This is a genomic window from Rhizobium johnstonii 3841 (genome assembly GCF_000009265.1).
In the GTDB taxonomy this organism is placed as follows: Bacteria; Pseudomonadota; Alphaproteobacteria; order Rhizobiales; family Rhizobiaceae; genus Rhizobium; species Rhizobium acaciae.
Map to the genome: position 1 here is coordinate 565889 of NC_008378.1, position 15581 is coordinate 581469.

A 15581-nucleotide genomic window follows, 5' to 3' on the forward strand; every position below is an offset into this window, starting at 1 on the left:
CAGGAGCGGACCGCTTGCCGGCCGATCGACTCGGGAGGTGATGACATGAGTTTACGCAATGAAAGCCTGCAGATTTTCCTGGATGCGGCTTTCGTGGCTTTCGACCAGTTCGCCAAAGCCCCGGAAGCCCGCCGCTCGGTCCGTCAGATGTTTGCGGCGCTGGAGCGCCCGGGGGCTGCGCGGGCGGGAGAGGGAAGCCGATTGCCCGTGTGCGCTCAGCTTGATGTAGCGCTCTCGATCGATACGTCCTATCCTTCGCTGACGCAATTGATCGAGGGGTTCAAAGGCATCGAGCCAATGCTTGAATGGCGCCGGCGCACCAAGTATGACCACACGGCCAGCGACAATTTTGTCGATGGGCATGCTAATGCGATGATCATCGGCCCGGGAGGATTGGAGGAACGGAGCGACCTGTGGATCGGCGTGACGTTGATGGCGCCTCAGGTGCGCTATCCCGACCACGTTCATGCGCCAGAGGAGGTCTACCTCGTACTGTCCGAGGGAGAGTTCCAGCAGGGGGAAGGGGACTGGTTTTCGCCCGGCATCGGCGGATCCTTCTACAATGTCCCCGACATCAAGCATGCCATGAGGTCGCTCGACACGCCGCTCTTCGCCTTCTGGGCATTACTTGCCGAACGGCCAGCAGTTTAGAAATAAAGGGGGTTGCCCATGAAGATACTCGTCCCAGTCAAACGGGTTGTCGACTACAACGTGAAGATCCGGGTGAAGCCGGACGGCACGGGTGTCGAGCTTGCCAATGTGAAGATGTCGATGAACCCGTTCGACGAGATCTCGGTGGAAGAGGCGCTGCGGCTGAAGGAGGCCGGCAAGGCCGAGGAAGTGGTGGTCGTCTCGATCGGCCCTGCCAAGGCCGAAGAGACGCTGCGGACGGCACTTGCCATGGGCGCCGACCGGGCGATCCTGGTCGAGACCGACGATCAAATCGAGCCGCTCACCGTCGCCAAGATCTTGAAGGCTGTCGCCGATGCCGAACAGCCGGGGCTGATCATCGTCGGCAAGCAGGCGATCGACGACGACAGCAACCAGACCGGCCAGATGCTGGCGGCATTGATGGGAATTGCCCAGGCGACCTTCGCCTCGAAGATCGAGATCGGTGACGGCAAGGCTCAGGTCACCCGCGAAGTCGATGGCGGTCTGCAGACGATCGAGATCAAGCTGCCGGCGGTCGTCACCACCGACCTGCGCTTGAACGAACCGCGTTATGCCTCGCTGCCGAATATCATGAAGGCGAAGAAGAAGCCGCTCGACAAGAAGAGCCCTGATGATTTCGGCATCTCGACCACGCCACGCCTCAAGGTGTTGAAGACCGAGGAGCCGTCCGGCCGCAAGGCCGGCGTCAAGGTCAAGTCGGTCGCCGAACTCATCGACAAGCTCAAAAACGAAGCCGGCGTGCTGTAATCAGTTGGAACAGGAGCCATCATCATGACCATTCTTCTTCTGGCTGACCACGACAATGCAAGCCTGTCCGACCAGACCGCCAAGACGCTGACGGCTGCCGCAAAGATTGCCAAGGACCAAGCAAGCGATATCCACATTCTCGTCGCCGGCAAAGCTGCCAAGGCTGCTGCCGATGCCGCCGCCAAGCTTGCCGGCGTCTCCAAGGTGCTGCTGGCCGAAAGCGACGAACTCGCCAACAATCTGGCCGAACCGCTGGCCGACCTGATCGTCTCGCTGGCCGGCAGCTACGACACGATCATCTCGGCTGCCACCTCGGTCGGCAAGAATGTGCTGCCGCGGGTCGCTGCCCTTCTCGATGTCGCCCAGGTCTCGGAGATCATCGAGGTGATCTCGTCCGACACCTTCAAGCGGCCGATCTATGCCGGCAATGCCATCCAGACGGTGCAGGCAAGCGACGCGAAGAAGGTGATCACCGTGCGCACCGCCTCCTTCGCCTCTGCACCGGAAGGCGGATCGGCCACCGTCGAAGCGATCCCGGCGGTTTCCGATCCGGGACTGTCGACCTTCGTCAGGGACGCGCTGTCGGCCTCCGACCGTCCGGAATTGACCTCTGCGAAGATCATCATCTCCGGCGGCCGGGCGCTCGGCTCGGCGGAGAAGTTCAGGGAAGTCATCCTGCCGCTTGCCGACAAGCTCGGTGCTGCCGTCGGTGCATCCAGAGCGGCCGTCGATGCCGGTTATGCGCCGAACGACTGGCAGGTCGGCCAGACCGGCAAGGTGGTGGCGCCGCAGCTCTATATTGCCTGCGGCATTTCAGGCGCCATCCAGCATCTGGCCGGCATGAAGGATTCGAAGGTCATCGTCGCCATCAACAAGGACGAGGAGGCGCCGATCTTCCAGGTCGCCGACTACGGATTGGTCGCCGATCTCTTCGACGCCCTGCCGGAATTGCAAAAGGCGCTCTAGCGGGGGAGACCGAACGTGGCGCGCGTCGTGGGACGTCCAATGAAACCTGGTGCCGACCTTCTCCTGCACGATGACGAGAAGCCGGCATACATACGGCTGCACGACATCGGGAGGGAAAGACGTTCTCGGCCGTTGCAGGAATTCCTCAATGATGTCGGCGGGCTGATGTTGTCGGCCGAGGCTCCTGCCGTCGCCAGTTTCGTCGCGGGCAAGGTCCTCCAGAAACTGCTCAAGACCGGCAAGGTGCGTCCGGAGGGCGGGCCTCTTCCCGGCGCGCCCGAAGGGCTTGATGACGCCATCGGCCATCTTGCAAAATCGGGACGGAAATACGAGGCGATCGCCGGCCAGTTTCAGAGTCTCGCCGACAAGCTGCTCTGGAGACGCGGCCGCTCCGGTCCGTTCGCAAGCCTGAATTTTGGCAATACGCACTCCCATGCCGTCATGGTCGGTCCTGGCGGCATGGAGGAACGCGCCGATCTCAGGGTCGGCGTGATCTATATGGATCGCTATACAAGATTTCCCGACCATGTTCAGACGCAGCCCCGCGCCTTCATTCTGCTTTCGCCGGGTGAAATCCGCCTTGGCGATTCCGAGTGGTTCTCTGCTGGTGTCGGTACCGTCTTTGCGAATGACGCCGGCGAATCCTTCGCGATAAGATGCACAGCCCGGCCGCTGCTAGCGGTCTGGTGCCAGGTTGAGCGGGAGAGGTGATGGGGTCCTTGGCGAAAATGAGCCTGAGATGAATGAAAAGCGCGAAGGCGAGAGCATGAAATCTCGGCTGTGACGCAGCAGCAGATCGGTGAGAAGCCGGCCCCTTCGAATATGTAGCATCAGAATTCAATTTAAGAGGAAGGATATCAAAATGGACGTTCGCGCCGCCGTTGCCGTTCAGGCAGGAAAACCGCTCGAAGTGATGACCGTGCAGCTGGAAGGCCCGAAGGCCGGCGAAGTGCTGGTGGAGGTCAAGGCGACGGGCATCTGCCACACCGATGATTTCACCTTGTCGGGCGCCGATCCGGAAGGCCTCTTCCCGGCCATTCTCGGCCATGAAGGCGCCGGCATCGTCGTCGATGTCGGCCCCGGCGTCACCTCGGTGAAGAAGGGCGACCACGTCATTCCGCTCTACACCCCGGAATGCCGCGAATGCTATTCCTGCACCTCGCGCAAGACCAATCTCTGCACCTCGATTCGATCAACCCAGGGCCAGGGCGTGATGCCGGACGGCACCTCGCGCTTCTCGATCGGCAAGGACAAGATCCACCACTATATGGGCTGCTCGACCTTTTCGAACTTCACCGTGCTGCCGGAGATCGCCCTTGCCAAGGTCAATCCCGACGCTCCGTTCGACAAGATTTGCTACATCGGCTGCGGTGTGACCACTGGCATCGGCGCCGTCATCAACACCGCCAAGGTGGAGATCGGCGCCACGGCGATCGTCTTCGGGCTTGGCGGTATCGGCCTCAACGTGCTTCAGGGCCTGCGTCTTGCCGGTGCCGACATGATCATCGGCGTCGACATCAACCCTGATCGCAAGGCCTGGGGCGAAAAGTTCGGCATGACCCACTTCGTCAATCCGAAGGAGGTCGGCGACGACATCGTGCCCTATCTCGTCAACCTGACGAAGCGCCACGGCGATCTGATCGGCGGCGCCGACTACACCTTCGACTGCACCGGCAACACCAAGGTGATGCGTCAGGCGCTGGAAGCATCGCACCGCGGCTGGGGCAAGTCGATTATCATCGGCGTTGCCGGCGCCGGCCAGGAAATCTCCACCCGTCCGTTCCAGCTGGTCACCGGCCGCAACTGGATGGGCACCGCCTTCGGCGGCGCGCGCGGCCGCACCGACGTGCCGAAGATCGTCGACTGGTACATGCAGGGCAAGATCCAGATCGATCCGATGATCACCCACACAATGCCGCTCGAAGACATCAACAAGGGCTTCGAGCTGATGCACAAGGGCGAAAGCATCCGCGGCGTGGTCGTGTACTGAGCCATGAAGACGATCTCGACCGAAAATTCTCATGGCGGCACCCAGGGCGTTTACCTCGATCGCTCGGACGCCTGCGACTGCGACATGACCTTTGCGGTCTTCCTGCCGCCGCAGGCCAAAGCACGGAAGCTGCCGGTTCTATGGTACCTTTCCGGTCTGACCTGCACCCATGCCAACGTCATGGAAAAGGGCGAGTATCGGCGTCTTGCCGCAGAACTTGGCATCATCGTCGTCTGCCCCGACACCAGTCCGCGGGGCGATGCCGTCCCGGACGAAGCTGATAATTGGCAGTTCGGCAAGGGTGCCGGCTTCTACGTCGACGCCACCGAGCCGCCGTTCGTACAGAACTATCGGATGTACAGCTACGTCGTCGATGAATTGCCGAAGCTTATCGCCGCCGAGTTTCCGGTCGACATGGACCGACAGGGCATCTTCGGACACTCGATGGGCGGACATGGCGCGATCACGATTGCGCTCAAGAACCCCGGACGCTTCGGCAGCTGCTCGGCCTTCGCTCCGATCAGCCACCCCTCGGTCTCCGGTTGGTCAAAGCCGGCATTCCGGAAATACCTCGGATCGGATGAAACGGCCTGGCGGGCATATGATGCCTGCTCGCTGATCGAAGATGGGCACCGGTTCCCCGAATTCCTCGTCGACCAGGGGACGGCGGATAGCTTCCTGGAGGAGGGATTGCGCCCCGAAGAGCTCAGGCAAGCCTGCGAGACGGCCGGCATCAGCCTGCGGCTTCGCATGCAGGAAGGCTACGGCCACTCCTACTTCTTCATTTCGACATTCATGGAAGACCATCTGCGCTGGCACGCGCGGAGGTTGGGAGACTGATTGCAGAGCTTGGCCGGGCATATCGCAAACGGCCCAGAAGGGGAGGAGAAACCCATGACCAGCATAGCCATACATCCGGCAGTGGATTCAGGCTTTCGGGCGACTGACGCTGCTTTCGCAGGCGGGACGCTCGTCTGCAAGTGCGCAAGCAACCCCGTGAAGGTCAGGATCAAGAGCGACATCGCCCACAATCATGCCTGCGGTTGCACGAAGTGCTGGAAGCCCGAGGGCTTCGTCTTTTCAGTCGTGGCCGTTGCGCCGACCGAAAGCATCGAAGTTCAGGAGAATGGCGACAAACTCGCCGTCGTCGATTCCACAGCCTTGATCCAGCGCCACGCCTGCAAGGAATGCGGCGTGCATATGTATGGGCCGGTCGTGCGCGAACATCCGTTCCAGGGATTGTCGTTCGTCCATCCGGAACGCTTTCAGGAAAGCGGCTGGGCGAAGCCGGGCTTTGCGGCCTTCGTGTCGTCGATCATCGAAAGCGGCTTCGACCCCGCGAAGATGGATGCTGTCAGGGCGCAGTTGAAGACGTCCGGCCTCGAGCCTTACGATTGCCTAAACCCTGGCCTTATGGACTACATCGCAACCTGGATGGCCAAGAAGAGCGGCGTCCTGGCCGCGTGATTTGACCCAGGGGAGCGCCGACGCGGCGCTCCCCGACAAACCGCCGCTATCCGGATATCGAGATATTCCGTGATGCCGCGCGCCGGTCTGCCGGCGGCCAGGCTTCCGACGCCTGATGATCGAGGTTGATGCGCATAAGAACCGCATCAGCCTCGACTGCCAGAAATTCTCACAGACCCGCCACGATAATCCGCTTGGGGAACTCCGCGTCGGCCGTCGCCGCGGAACGTCGATCCTGGACAGCGCTTTGAAATGACGCCTGACGCGCGCCGGGGACACTTTACGCGGCATCATTGTGTATTTAAGAAATACTAATTGTGTACGCAGAGTACACAATTATTGACTCGTCACGGGAGGCGTGCCATCTTCACGGCGTAGAGCAACGAGCGGCCGGAGAGCGACGATGGCGAAGACACCGAAGAGCAATCTCTACGAAGATCTGAAACGGCAGATTTTGACGATGGAGCTGGATCCGGATGCCGATCTGGACGAGGCCAGTTTGAGCGAAAAGTACGGCCTCTCCCGGACGCCGGTCCGCGACATATTCCGTCGCCTTGCCGGTGAGGGTTATATCGACATCCGCGAGAACAGGGGCGCGCGGGTCATCCCGATGAACCACTCCACCCTGCGAAATTTCTTTCTTGTTGCGCCGATGATCTACGCGGCGATCGGCCGTCTCGCCGTGCAGAACTTCAAGCCTACTCAGCTTTCAGACCTGAAGCAGACTCAGGAGCGGTTCCGCGCCGCGAGCGAGAACATGGACGTTCTGGCGATGGTCCTCGAGAACAATCGCTTTCACGAAATCTTCGGCGAGATGTCAGGCAACGTCTATCTGCAGCCGAGCCTGGGCCGGCTGCTCATCGACCACGCGCGCATCGGCCACACCTTCTTCCGGCCGAGGAACGAGGACATGAAGCGGCGGCTTCAAGTGGCCGTTGGCCATCATGACAGCTTCATCGATGCGCTCGGCGCTCACGACGAAAATGCAGTCGTCGACCTCGTCTTCGAACACTGGGAATTGTCCCGCGAGAACATGGAAATGTTCATCGCCCCGCAAGGCCTCAAGGCGGACGCCTTCCTCGGCGGCCCCGCCACGCAATTATTGGAGAAATCGTCGTGAAGTTTGAGGGGATCTATACGCCGGCGGTGACGCCGCTCGACCAGAATGGTCAGATCGACAGGGCTGGATTTGCCGCCGTGCTCGAATCGCTGATCGAGGCGGGCGTCCACGGCATCATCGTCGGAGGCTCGACGGGCGAGTACTACGCCCAGAGCAGCCAGGAGCGTTTCGAGCTCGCGGCCTATGCGAGGGAAGTCATCGGCACGCGGCTGCCGCTCATTATCGGAACCGGCGCCACGCGGACCGAAGATTCGGTCGAATACGCAAAGGCGGCGAAGGAAATCGGCGCGGATGCAATCCTGGTGTCGTCACCGCCATACGCGCTGCCGACCGAACGCGAGAATGCGGTCCACGCCCTGACCGTCGACCGCGCGGCGAACCTGCCGATCATGCTCTACAACTATCCGGCCCGCATGGGCGTGATGATGGGCGAGGAGTATTTCTCCCGCCTCGGCAAGTCCAGGAACGTGATCGCCATCAAGGAAAGCTCCGGCGACATGGGCAATCTGCACCTGCTTGCCCGGAAATTTCCGCATATTGCTCTGTCCTGCGGATGGGACGACCAGGCGCTCGAATTCTTCGCCTGGGGCGCGAAGAGCTGGGTCTGCGCCGGCTCCAATTTCCTGCCGCGCGAACATGTCGCCCTCTACGAAGCCTGCGTGCTCGAAAAGAACTTCGACAAGGGTCGGGCGATCATGATGGCGATGCTGCCGCTCATGGATTTCCTGGAGTGCGGGAAGTTCGTTCAATCGATCAAGCACGGATGCGAATTGATCGGGCTGAATGTCGGATCGGTCCGCGCGCCGCTGCGTCCGCTCAACTCCGAAGAAAAGCGAACCCTTCAGACCGTCGTCGCCACGTTGAAGCGCACGGTCGCCCAGATCACCTCGGGAGTAAATCATGCATGAACCCTTGACCGCCTCCGAATACAAGGCGATCGCCGCCGGCCTTCAGTTTCCAACGAATGCCTTCATCGACGGCGCATTTCGTCCGGCCAATTCCGGGCAGACATTCACCTCGACGAATCCCGCGACGGGCGAGGTTCTCGCCGAGATCGCCGCATGCGACGCCACCGATGTCGACGCCGCCGTCTCCAAGGCAAAGCAAGCCTTCGACGACGGCCGCTGGCGGCTGCGTTCGCCAGGCGAACGCAAGGCGGTGCTCCTCAAACTCGCCAGGCTGCTCGAGGACAATCGTCACGAGCTCGCCGTCATGGAGAGCCTCGACAGTGGCAAACCGGTCGGCGAATGCCAGACGGTCGATGTTCCCGATACCATTCACACGATCCGTTGGCACGCCGAACTGATCGACAAGCTCTATGACAATACCGCGCCTGTCGGCGCCAACGCACTGACAATGATCGTGCGTGAGCCAGTCGGCGTCGTCGGATGTGTGCTTCCGTGGAATTTTCCGCTTTTGATGCTGGCCTGGAAGATCGGCCCGGCGCTTGCTGCCGGCTGCTCGGTGATCGTCAAGCCTGCACAGGAGACGACGCTCACCACGCTGCGCGTCGCCGAGCTTGCCCATGAAGCGGGCATTCCAGCCGGCGTGTTCAATGTCGTGACCGGCGGCGGCAAGGAGGTCGGCGAGCCGATCGGCATGCACATGGATGTCGATATGGTGGCCTTCACCGGATCGACGCCCACCGGCCGCCGCTTCCTGCGCTATGCAGCGGACTCGAACCTCAAGCGCGTCGTGCTCGAATGCGGCGGCAAGAACCCCGCCGTCGTCCTCGACGATGCCGAAGACCTGGACCTCGTTGCCGAGCAGGTCGTCAACGGCGCCTTCTGGAACATGGGCGAGAACTGCTCGGCCACGTCGCGTCTGATCGTTCATTCCAAGGTCAAGGACGAACTGCTGAAGCGCATCGGCGCCTATATGCGCGAATGGAAGACGGGCGACCCGCTCGACCCTGCAAACCGCATCGGCGCGCTTGTCAGCAAGGCCCATTTCGAGAAGGTGAAATCCTTCCTCGACGACGCCAGGAAGGAGAAGCTGACGGTCACCCACGGTGGTGAAACGCATGGCGGCATCTTTATCGAACCGACAGTGGTCGAGGGTGTGACGCCTGCCAGCCGTCTTTTCCAGGAAGAGATCTTCGGGCCGGTGCTTTCGGTGACCACCTTCAATTCGCTTGCCGAAGCAATCGCTCTTGCCAATGACACGAATTACGGTCTGACGGCGTCCGTCTATACCGGCAGCCTGAGGAACGCCATCAAGCTCTCGCGCGAGATCCGCGCCGGCGTCGTCACCGTCAACTGCTTTGGCGAAGGCGACGCCAGCACGCCGTTTGGCGGCTACAAGGAGTCCGGGTTCGGCGGCCGCGACAAGTCGGTCTTCGCCCATGACAACTACTGCGAACTCAAGACCATCTGGATCGATGTCTCGGAACGCTCGGTCGATGAGACCATCCGATGACCCGCCATGTGATCAAGCGCTTGCCGATCGACACCGGCGTTTCGGGATGGGAGGCGATCAGCGAACGCGCCTTTCCCGCAACAGCGCTTGAGCACGACATTACCGCGGACTGGCTAATCGTCGGCGGGGGGTTTGCCGGCCTGTCGGCGGCGCGCCGCCTTTCGCAATTGCGCCCTGAGGACAAGATCGTCGTCCTCGAGGCTCGCGAAGTCGCCAAGGGACCGGCCGGGAGGAATTCCGGCTTCATGATCGACGTGCCGCACAATCTGTCGTCAGGCGAATATTCGGTGGCCGACGAAGAGGCGACCAAGGACGAGATCAGGCAGAACCGTCTGGCGATTTCCTTCGCAGCCGATGTCGCGGCGGAATACGGCCTGTCCAGGGAAACCTTCGACCCGTCTGGCAAGGTGAATGCGGCAGCCTCCGAGCGGGGGCTCGGGCTTAACGACAACTACAGGAAGTCGCTCGAAAAGATCGGCGAGGAGCATCGCGTTCTCGATGCCGATCAGATGCGGGAGATGACCGGCTCGCGCTATTATCGCGGAGGGCTCTATACGCCAGGCGCCGTGATGATCCAGCCCGCCGACTATATTCGCGCCCTGGCGCGGGGACTTAGCTCAAAGGTCGCCATCCACGAGCATTCGCCGGTGCTGGAGCTTTCGCGCGAGGGCAGGTCCTGGAAGGCGAAATCCGGCCGAGGATCTGTTTCCGCGCCGAAGGTCATTCTAGGCGTGAACGGCCATATTCAAAGCTTCGGCCATTTTCGCGGACGGCTGATGCACATCTTCACCTACGCGTCGATGACATCAGCCTTTTCCCAGAACGAGTTCGGCGGCGATGTGACGGGCGCAGATCGTTGGGCGCTGCTGCCGGCCGACCCGATGGGAGCGACGGTTCGAAAGATCACCACCGATGGTCGTTCGAGAATCGTCATCAGGACGAGGTTCACCTACGACCCGAGCCTCCAGGTGTCCGAGAAGCGGGTCGCCGGCGTGGCGGCCGAGCAGCGCCGGTCGTTCGACGCGCGCTTTCCCGGACTGGAAAGCCTGCCGATGGAATATAGCTGGGCGGGTGCTCTGTGCCTCAGCCGAAACCATGTGCCGGCATTCGGCGAGGTCGAAGAGGGGCTTTTTTCCGCCTGCTGCGAGAATGGCCTCGGCACTGTCAAGAGCACGCTCGCAGGGATGATGGCGGCCGATCTGGCTGCCGGCGCGGGTAGCCCCGAACTCGACCGATACAGGAACCAGCCGGAACCGAGCAAATTACCTCCCGAGCCCTTTGCGTGGCTGGGGGTCAATTCGGTTATCCGCTTTCAGGAATTGCGTGCAGGCCGCGAGGGATGATCTCTCGCCGCGCAATATGAAGACTGCCCGCTCGCAGACTTCAATGACAATGGGAACGAAAAACAGGAGTAAGAACAATGAAGACTTTGTGGAAGGCGCTCTGCGCTGCTGCGATGATCGGGGTCAGCATCCTTCCTGCTCGCGCGGAAGAAAAGACGATCACCATGGGCACGATGTCGTGGGAGGACCTGACGCCCATCACCGGTATCACCAAGAAGGTTCTCGAAGACGCCGGCTATACGGTCAAGGTGACCGAGTTCTCCGAATGGGGCATCGCCTATGCCGCTCTCGCCAAGGGTGACATCCAGGTCCTCACCTCCCAGACGGACTATGTTGCGCAGGACTACTGGGACAAGAACAAGAACCGGCTCGAGAAGATCTCACCCGTTTCGCACGGCCTCTATCAGGGCGTCGCGGTTCCTAAATATGTCCCGATCGACTCGCTGGAACAGCTCAATGAAAACGCCGACAAGTTCAGCGGCAAGATCATCGGTATCGAACCAGGCGCCGGCCTGATGCGCGATACTTCGAACGCGGTCAAGGATTATGGCCTCAAGCTCCAGCTCGTCGAGGGCAGCACCGCCGCGATGACGGCGGCGCTGAAGTCCGCCTATGATCGCAAGGAGTGGATTGCGGTGACGATCTGGGAGCCGTCCTGGATGGTCCAGAAGTACGAGGTCAAGTACCTCAAGGATCCGAAGGGCGTATTCCCGCCGCCGCAGAGCTATTACTGGATCGGCCACAAGGGCTTCTCCGCAGAGAACCCGCATGCGCGTGAAGTGATGGCCAGTGTCTACGTGCCGATTGCCGACATCACCGCCATCAACGGCGCAGTCAATGAAGGCAAGACCATGGACCAAGCCGTGCAGGATTGGATCGGCGCGCATGCCGACCTGATCAAGCGCTGGGAAAACATCAAGAAGAACTAAACGCGTCGTGGCCGTCCGATCCGTCGGGCGGCCACCCTGAAACCTAATGAAGAAGCCAGCGCTGAATGGCTCAATGGGGATCGCTATGAAAACCGTAAATGCCGATATCAATGACGTCCTGATCGACTGCCAATCCCTTTGGAAAGTCTTCGGTGACAAGTCCGCTGCGGCAATGAAGTCGATCAAAGAGCGCGGCCTCGGCAAAAAAGAGGTCCTGAAGGAGTTCAACTGCGTCGTCGGCGTGTCCGACGCGAGCATTGAGGTCCGGCGCGGCGAAATCTTCTGCATCATGGGCTTGTCGGGAAGCGGAAAATCGACGCTCATCCGCCTTCTCAACAAGCTGATCACGCCAAGCTCCGGCAAGGTCCTCGTCAAGGGACGCGACCTCGCCGACCTGTCGCCGGTCGATCTCCGGCAGATGCGCGCCAGGAACATCGGCATGGTGTTTCAAAGCGTCGCTCTGTTGCCGCATCGGACAGTCCTGGAAAATGCGGCCTTCGGCCTCGAGGTTCAGGGAATTGCCAAGCCGGAGCGAAACAAGATCGCCGTTGCAGCGCTCGAGAAGGTCGGCCTCGCCGACTGGGTGAATCGATATCCGAACGAGCTTTCCGGCGGTATGCAGCAACGCGTCGGGCTGGCCCGCGCGCTTTCTTCCGACCCCGAGATCATTCTGATGGACGAGCCGTTCAGCGCTCTCGATCCACTCATCCGGCGTCAGCTTCAGGACGAATTCCGGCAGCTGACAAAGGCCTTGGGCAAATCCGCGGTCTTCATCACCCATGATCTCGACGAGGCGATCCGGATCGGCGATCGCATTGCGATCATGAAGGACGGCGTCATTATCCAGACCGGCACGGCAGAGGAGATCATCCTCAACCCGGCGGATGCCTATGTCGCCGAATTCGTCGCCGGCATATCCCGCCTTCATCTGATCAAGGCGCATTCCGTCATGCGCAGCGTCGCCGAATTCCAGCAGAGCGCGCCGAATTCCGACATCGCCTCGCTGGCGCGCACGACGCCGGACGCCGATATCGACGAACTCATCACATTGACGATGCAGTCGGAGCGCGATGCCATCGCCGTCGTGGACAATGATCAGATCGTCGGCGTGGTGACACCACGCAGCCTGCTGATGGGCGTCAAGGGAACCTCCACCCACGATCTCACGGCGGCGTCCCACAACTGGAGCTGATTGACATGGATAGTTCAGGCTTCACCGATCTTTTTGATGAATGGACGGACTCGGCGCTCGAGTGGGTGAGCGACAACGGCGAATTCCTTTTCGATTCCATCAGGCAGCTTCTCGAAGGGCTCTATGACGGGATCCTCTGGCTCCTGCAGCTTCCGCCTTTCTACCTGGTCGCGCTGATCGTGGCGCTCATCGGCTGGCGGCTGGTCAATGTCTGGTTCGCTCTGCTGAGCGGCGCAGCACTGGCGCTTTGTTTTTCCATGGGGCTCTGGCCGGAGACGATGAGCACCCTGGCGCTGGTATTGACCGCAACCGCACTCGCCCTGGCGATCGGGATCCCGATCGGGATTGCCGCCGGTTTCTTGCCCGCCCTCGATCGGTTCATGGAGCCCGGCCTGGATCTTATCCAGACGCTTCCGCCATACATCTACCTGCTGCCAGCGATCGCCCTGCTCGGCTACGGACCGGCGACGGCACTGATCGCGACGGTGATCGTCGCCGTGCCGCCGGCGATCCGCCTGACCTCTCTCGGTATCCGGATGACGCCCAAGGAGTTCATCGAACTCGGAGAGGCGCTCGGGATGACGCCGGCGAAGATGTTCTTCAAGATCCGCCTTCCCTTTGCGCTGCCGAGCATCATGGCAGGCATAAACCAGAGCCTGATGATGGCCTTCGGCATGGTCGTCATCGCCGGCATCGTCGGCTCCGGCGGGCTCGGCGAGACGATCTATGGCGCGATCAGAACGCTCGACATCGCGACCTCTATCAATGGAGCGATCGCCATCGTGGTACTGACGATGGTGCTTGACCGGATAACCCAGAGTGCAGCTCGCTTGGGAACGGGGAGGAAGTCATGAACCCATCCATCCTGCAGTTTTCGCCCGGCGCTTTCCTGGCGCCGTCAGTCGATTGGCTCAACACCAACCTGCATCCGCTGTTTGCGGCGATCAGCTATCTGATCGAAGCAGTCCTTTCCGGATTCGAGGCGCTCCTCCTCTTTGTGCCGCCCTATGGGCTTATCGCGATGGTCGTCGTCCTGGCATTCGTCGCCGTCGGTCTGCGCGCCGCGATCCTTGCGGGGCTTTGCCTGGGGTTCTGTCTCCTCATGGGGCTGTGGACGGCATCGATGCAGACCCTCTCCCTGGTCACTGTCGCGGTTCTGATCTCCGTGCTCATCGCCTTCCCGATCGGCGTCCTGTGCTCGCGCCACAAGACATTGGAGGCAATGGTTCGCCCGGTTCTCGATGTGATGCAGACCGTGCCGCCGTGGGTCTATCTCATTCCTGCGGTGATGATCTTCAGCCTTGGACGCGTGCCGGCAATCATCGCCACCATCGTTTATGGTATTCCGCCGATGCTCCGCCTGACCACGCTGGCGTTCAACCAGGTGCCGAGAGAATTCGTGGAACTCGGCAGCGCCATCGGCGCGCCGCCTCGTTCGGTGCTTTGGAAGATCGAGATCCCCTTGGCCAGGCAGACGCTCCTGGTTGGGCTCAACCAGTGCATCCTTCTGTCGCTGGCGATGGTCGTATTGGCCGGGCTCGTCGGCGCCGGCGGTCTCGGCGCGGAGGTGACGCGCGGCCTGACGCGCATGGAGATGGGGCTTGGCCTGCGGGCGGGCCTGGCGATCGTTGCAGTCGCCCTCCTGCTCGACCGACTGTCCCGCGGCCTGCTCGACCGCGACAGGCCACGGAAGGCAGGATGAGCAAGGACATGAAAAGATGAGAAACAGCTTCTTCTGTATCGATGCGCATACCTGCGGCAATCCCGTCCGGCTCGTCGCCGGAGGCGGTCCGCTGCTTCTGCATGCGCCGATCAGCGAGCGACGGGAGATTTTTGTCCGGGACCATGACTGGGTACGCCAGGCGCTGATGTTCGAGCCAAGGGGGCACGACATCATGTCAGGCGCGATCATCTATCCGGCCTATCGGGAGGATTGCGATTTCGCCGTGCTTTTCATCGAAGTGAGTGGCTGTCTGCCGATGTGCGGCGCCGGCACCATCGGCACCGTGACCGCCGCGATCGAGGAGGGGCTCGTCAAGCCGCGGGAGCCCGGCCGGGTTGCCATCGAGACGCCTGCAGGAAGGGTCGACGTCACTTATGAGGAGAAGGGCGGATATGTCGAAACCGTTCGTCTCCACAATGTTGCGAGCTATCTTCATGAGGCTGATGTCGAGGTCGATGTGCCGGGAATGGGCCGTCTGCGCGTCGACCTCTCATATGGCGGCAACTATTATGCAGTCATCGAACCTCAGGAAAACTGGAGCGGGCTCGACGGCATGACCGCATCCGACATCGTCGGTTGCAGCCAGAAGCTCAGGTCAGCGCTTGCCGATATCTGCGATCCCATTCATCCCGACGACGCCAGGATCCGCGGCGTGCATCATGCCATCTGGTGTGATCTCCCCGTCAACGACACTTCGGATGGGCGTTGCGCGGTCTTCTATGGCGAGAAGGCCATCGATCGCTCGCCGGGCGGCACCGGCACTTCCGCCCGCATGGCCCAGCTCTATGGGAAGGGACGGCTTACCGTCGGGTCGAGATTCCGGCATGAAAGCCTGATCGGAACCGTCTTCGAGGGCCGGGTCGAAGCCGAGGCACGCATTGGGCCTTATAGCGGTATTCTTCCAAGCATCGGAGGCTGGGCACGCGTCATCGGGCACAACACCATTTTCGTTGACGATCGGGATCCGCTAGCGCATGGCTTTCAGATCCGATGAGCGCGTTTCGTCTGAAAAGA

16 protein-coding genes are annotated in these 15581 nt (G+C 61.3%); all 16 read left to right on the forward strand.

The features are described from left to right. Positions 1 to 45 precede the first annotated feature (45 nt). On the forward strand, positions 46 to 651 hold the full coding sequence (locus RL_RS35500) for a dimethylsulfoniopropionate lyase (protein WP_011649282.1): 606 nt from the start codon (positions 46 to 48) through the stop codon (positions 649 to 651). 18 nt (positions 652 to 669) lie between these two features. Next, on the forward strand, positions 670 to 1419 hold the full coding sequence (locus tag RL_RS35505; protein ID WP_011649283.1) for an electron transfer flavoprotein subunit beta/FixA family protein: 750 nt from the start codon (positions 670 to 672) through the stop codon (positions 1417 to 1419). 24 nt (positions 1420 to 1443) lie between these two features. Further along, complete coding sequence (locus tag RL_RS35510; RefSeq protein ID WP_011649284.1) at positions 1444 to 2385, forward strand: electron transfer flavoprotein subunit alpha/FixB family protein; 942 nt, start codon at positions 1444 to 1446, stop codon at positions 2383 to 2385. Between the two features lie 15 nt (positions 2386 to 2400). After that, positions 2401 to 3096: a dimethylsulfonioproprionate lyase family protein gene (locus RL_RS35515; protein ID WP_028743879.1), complete on the forward strand. Its 696-nt coding sequence runs from the start codon at positions 2401 to 2403 to the stop codon at positions 3094 to 3096. 151 nt (positions 3097 to 3247) lie between these two features. Next, a complete protein-coding gene (locus tag RL_RS35520; RefSeq protein ID WP_011649286.1) occupies positions 3248 to 4375 on the forward strand; it encodes an S-(hydroxymethyl)glutathione dehydrogenase/class III alcohol dehydrogenase in 1128 nt (375 codons plus the stop codon). 3 nt (positions 4376 to 4378) lie between these two features. Further along, positions 4379 to 5215 (forward strand): S-formylglutathione hydrolase, encoded by an 837-nt coding sequence (gene fghA / locus RL_RS35525; protein ID WP_011649287.1) that lies wholly within the window; start codon positions 4379 to 4381, stop codon positions 5213 to 5215. Between the two features lie 54 nt (positions 5216 to 5269). Beyond that, on the forward strand, positions 5270 to 5842 hold the full coding sequence (gene gfa, locus RL_RS35530; RefSeq protein WP_011649288.1) for an S-(hydroxymethyl)glutathione synthase: 573 nt from the start codon (positions 5270 to 5272) through the stop codon (positions 5840 to 5842). 403 nt (positions 5843 to 6245) lie between these two features. Continuing rightward, positions 6246 to 6962 carry a GntR family transcriptional regulator gene (locus RL_RS35535; protein WP_011649289.1) on the forward strand — a complete coding sequence of 239 codons (717 nt, stop codon included), beginning with the start codon at positions 6246 to 6248 and terminating at the stop codon, positions 6960 to 6962. Then, entirely contained in the window at positions 6959 to 7870 is a 912-nt protein-coding gene (locus RL_RS35540) for a dihydrodipicolinate synthase family protein (protein ID WP_011649290.1), read from the forward strand. The genes RL_RS35535 and RL_RS35540 overlap by 4 nt, the downstream gene beginning before the upstream one ends. Beyond that, the gene (locus tag RL_RS35545) at positions 7863 to 9380 is read left to right on the forward strand and encodes an aldehyde dehydrogenase (protein ID WP_011649291.1); all 1518 of its coding nucleotides are present in this window, start codon (positions 7863 to 7865) and stop codon (positions 9378 to 9380) included. The genes RL_RS35540 and RL_RS35545 overlap by 8 nt, the downstream gene beginning before the upstream one ends. After that, complete coding sequence (locus RL_RS35550; RefSeq protein WP_011649292.1) at positions 9377 to 10723, forward strand: NAD(P)/FAD-dependent oxidoreductase; 1347 nt, start codon at positions 9377 to 9379, stop codon at positions 10721 to 10723. Before RL_RS35545 ends, RL_RS35550 begins: the two co-directional genes overlap by 4 nt. Before the next feature lie 77 nt (positions 10724 to 10800). Beyond that, complete coding sequence (locus RL_RS35555; RefSeq protein WP_003562208.1) at positions 10801 to 11652, forward strand: glycine betaine ABC transporter substrate-binding protein; 852 nt, start codon at positions 10801 to 10803, stop codon at positions 11650 to 11652. Positions 11653 to 11698: 46 nt separating this feature from the next. Further along, positions 11699 to 12844 carry a quaternary amine ABC transporter ATP-binding protein gene (locus RL_RS35560; protein WP_032993476.1) on the forward strand — a complete coding sequence of 382 codons (1146 nt, stop codon included), beginning with the start codon at positions 11699 to 11701 and terminating at the stop codon, positions 12842 to 12844. A gap of 5 nt (positions 12845 to 12849) precedes the next feature. Beyond that, positions 12850 to 13698 carry an ABC transporter permease gene (locus RL_RS35565; RefSeq protein ID WP_011649294.1) on the forward strand — a complete coding sequence of 283 codons (849 nt, stop codon included), beginning with the start codon at positions 12850 to 12852 and terminating at the stop codon, positions 13696 to 13698. After that, positions 13695 to 14546 (forward strand): ABC transporter permease, encoded by an 852-nt coding sequence (locus tag RL_RS35570; RefSeq protein WP_011649295.1) that lies wholly within the window; start codon positions 13695 to 13697, stop codon positions 14544 to 14546. Before RL_RS35565 ends, RL_RS35570 begins: the two co-directional genes overlap by 4 nt. Before the next feature lie 16 nt (positions 14547 to 14562). After that, positions 14563 to 15561, forward strand: a complete 999-nt coding sequence (locus RL_RS35575; protein WP_011649296.1) for a 4-hydroxyproline epimerase — start codon at positions 14563 to 14565, stop codon at positions 15559 to 15561. Positions 15562 to 15581 lie beyond the last annotated feature (20 nt).

Bases quoted from the DNA above. Each gene is read 5' to 3' on its own strand.
- RL_RS35545 (WP_011649291.1), top strand. From the start codon at position 7,863: ATGCATGAACCCTTGACCGCCTCCGAATACAAGGCGATCGCCGCCGGC.
- RL_RS35535 (WP_011649289.1), top strand. From the start codon at position 6,246: ATGGCGAAGACACCGAAGAGCAATCTCTACGAAGATCTGAAACGGCAG.
- RL_RS35505 (WP_011649283.1), top strand. From the start codon at position 670: ATGAAGATACTCGTCCCAGTCAAACGGGTTGTCGACTACAACGTGAAG.
- RL_RS35560 (WP_032993476.1), top strand. From the start codon at position 11,699: ATGAAGAAGCCAGCGCTGAATGGCTCAATGGGGATCGCTATGAAAACC.
- RL_RS35520 (WP_011649286.1), top strand. From the start codon at position 3,248: ATGGACGTTCGCGCCGCCGTTGCCGTTCAGGCAGGAAAACCGCTCGAA.
- RL_RS35575 (WP_011649296.1), top strand. From the start codon at position 14,563: ATGAGAAACAGCTTCTTCTGTATCGATGCGCATACCTGCGGCAATCCC.
- RL_RS35550 (WP_011649292.1), top strand. From the start codon at position 9,377: ATGACCCGCCATGTGATCAAGCGCTTGCCGATCGACACCGGCGTTTCG.
- RL_RS35510 (WP_011649284.1), top strand. From the start codon at position 1,444: ATGACCATTCTTCTTCTGGCTGACCACGACAATGCAAGCCTGTCCGAC.
- RL_RS35555 (WP_003562208.1), top strand. From the start codon at position 10,801: ATGAAGACTTTGTGGAAGGCGCTCTGCGCTGCTGCGATGATCGGGGTC.
- gfa (WP_011649288.1), top strand. From the start codon at position 5,270: ATGACCAGCATAGCCATACATCCGGCAGTGGATTCAGGCTTTCGGGCG.
- RL_RS35570 (WP_011649295.1), top strand. From the start codon at position 13,695: ATGAACCCATCCATCCTGCAGTTTTCGCCCGGCGCTTTCCTGGCGCCG.
- RL_RS35500 (WP_011649282.1), top strand. From the start codon at position 46: ATGAGTTTACGCAATGAAAGCCTGCAGATTTTCCTGGATGCGGCTTTC.
- fghA (WP_011649287.1), top strand. From the start codon at position 4,379: ATGAAGACGATCTCGACCGAAAATTCTCATGGCGGCACCCAGGGCGTT.
- RL_RS35565 (WP_011649294.1), top strand. From the start codon at position 12,850: ATGGATAGTTCAGGCTTCACCGATCTTTTTGATGAATGGACGGACTCG.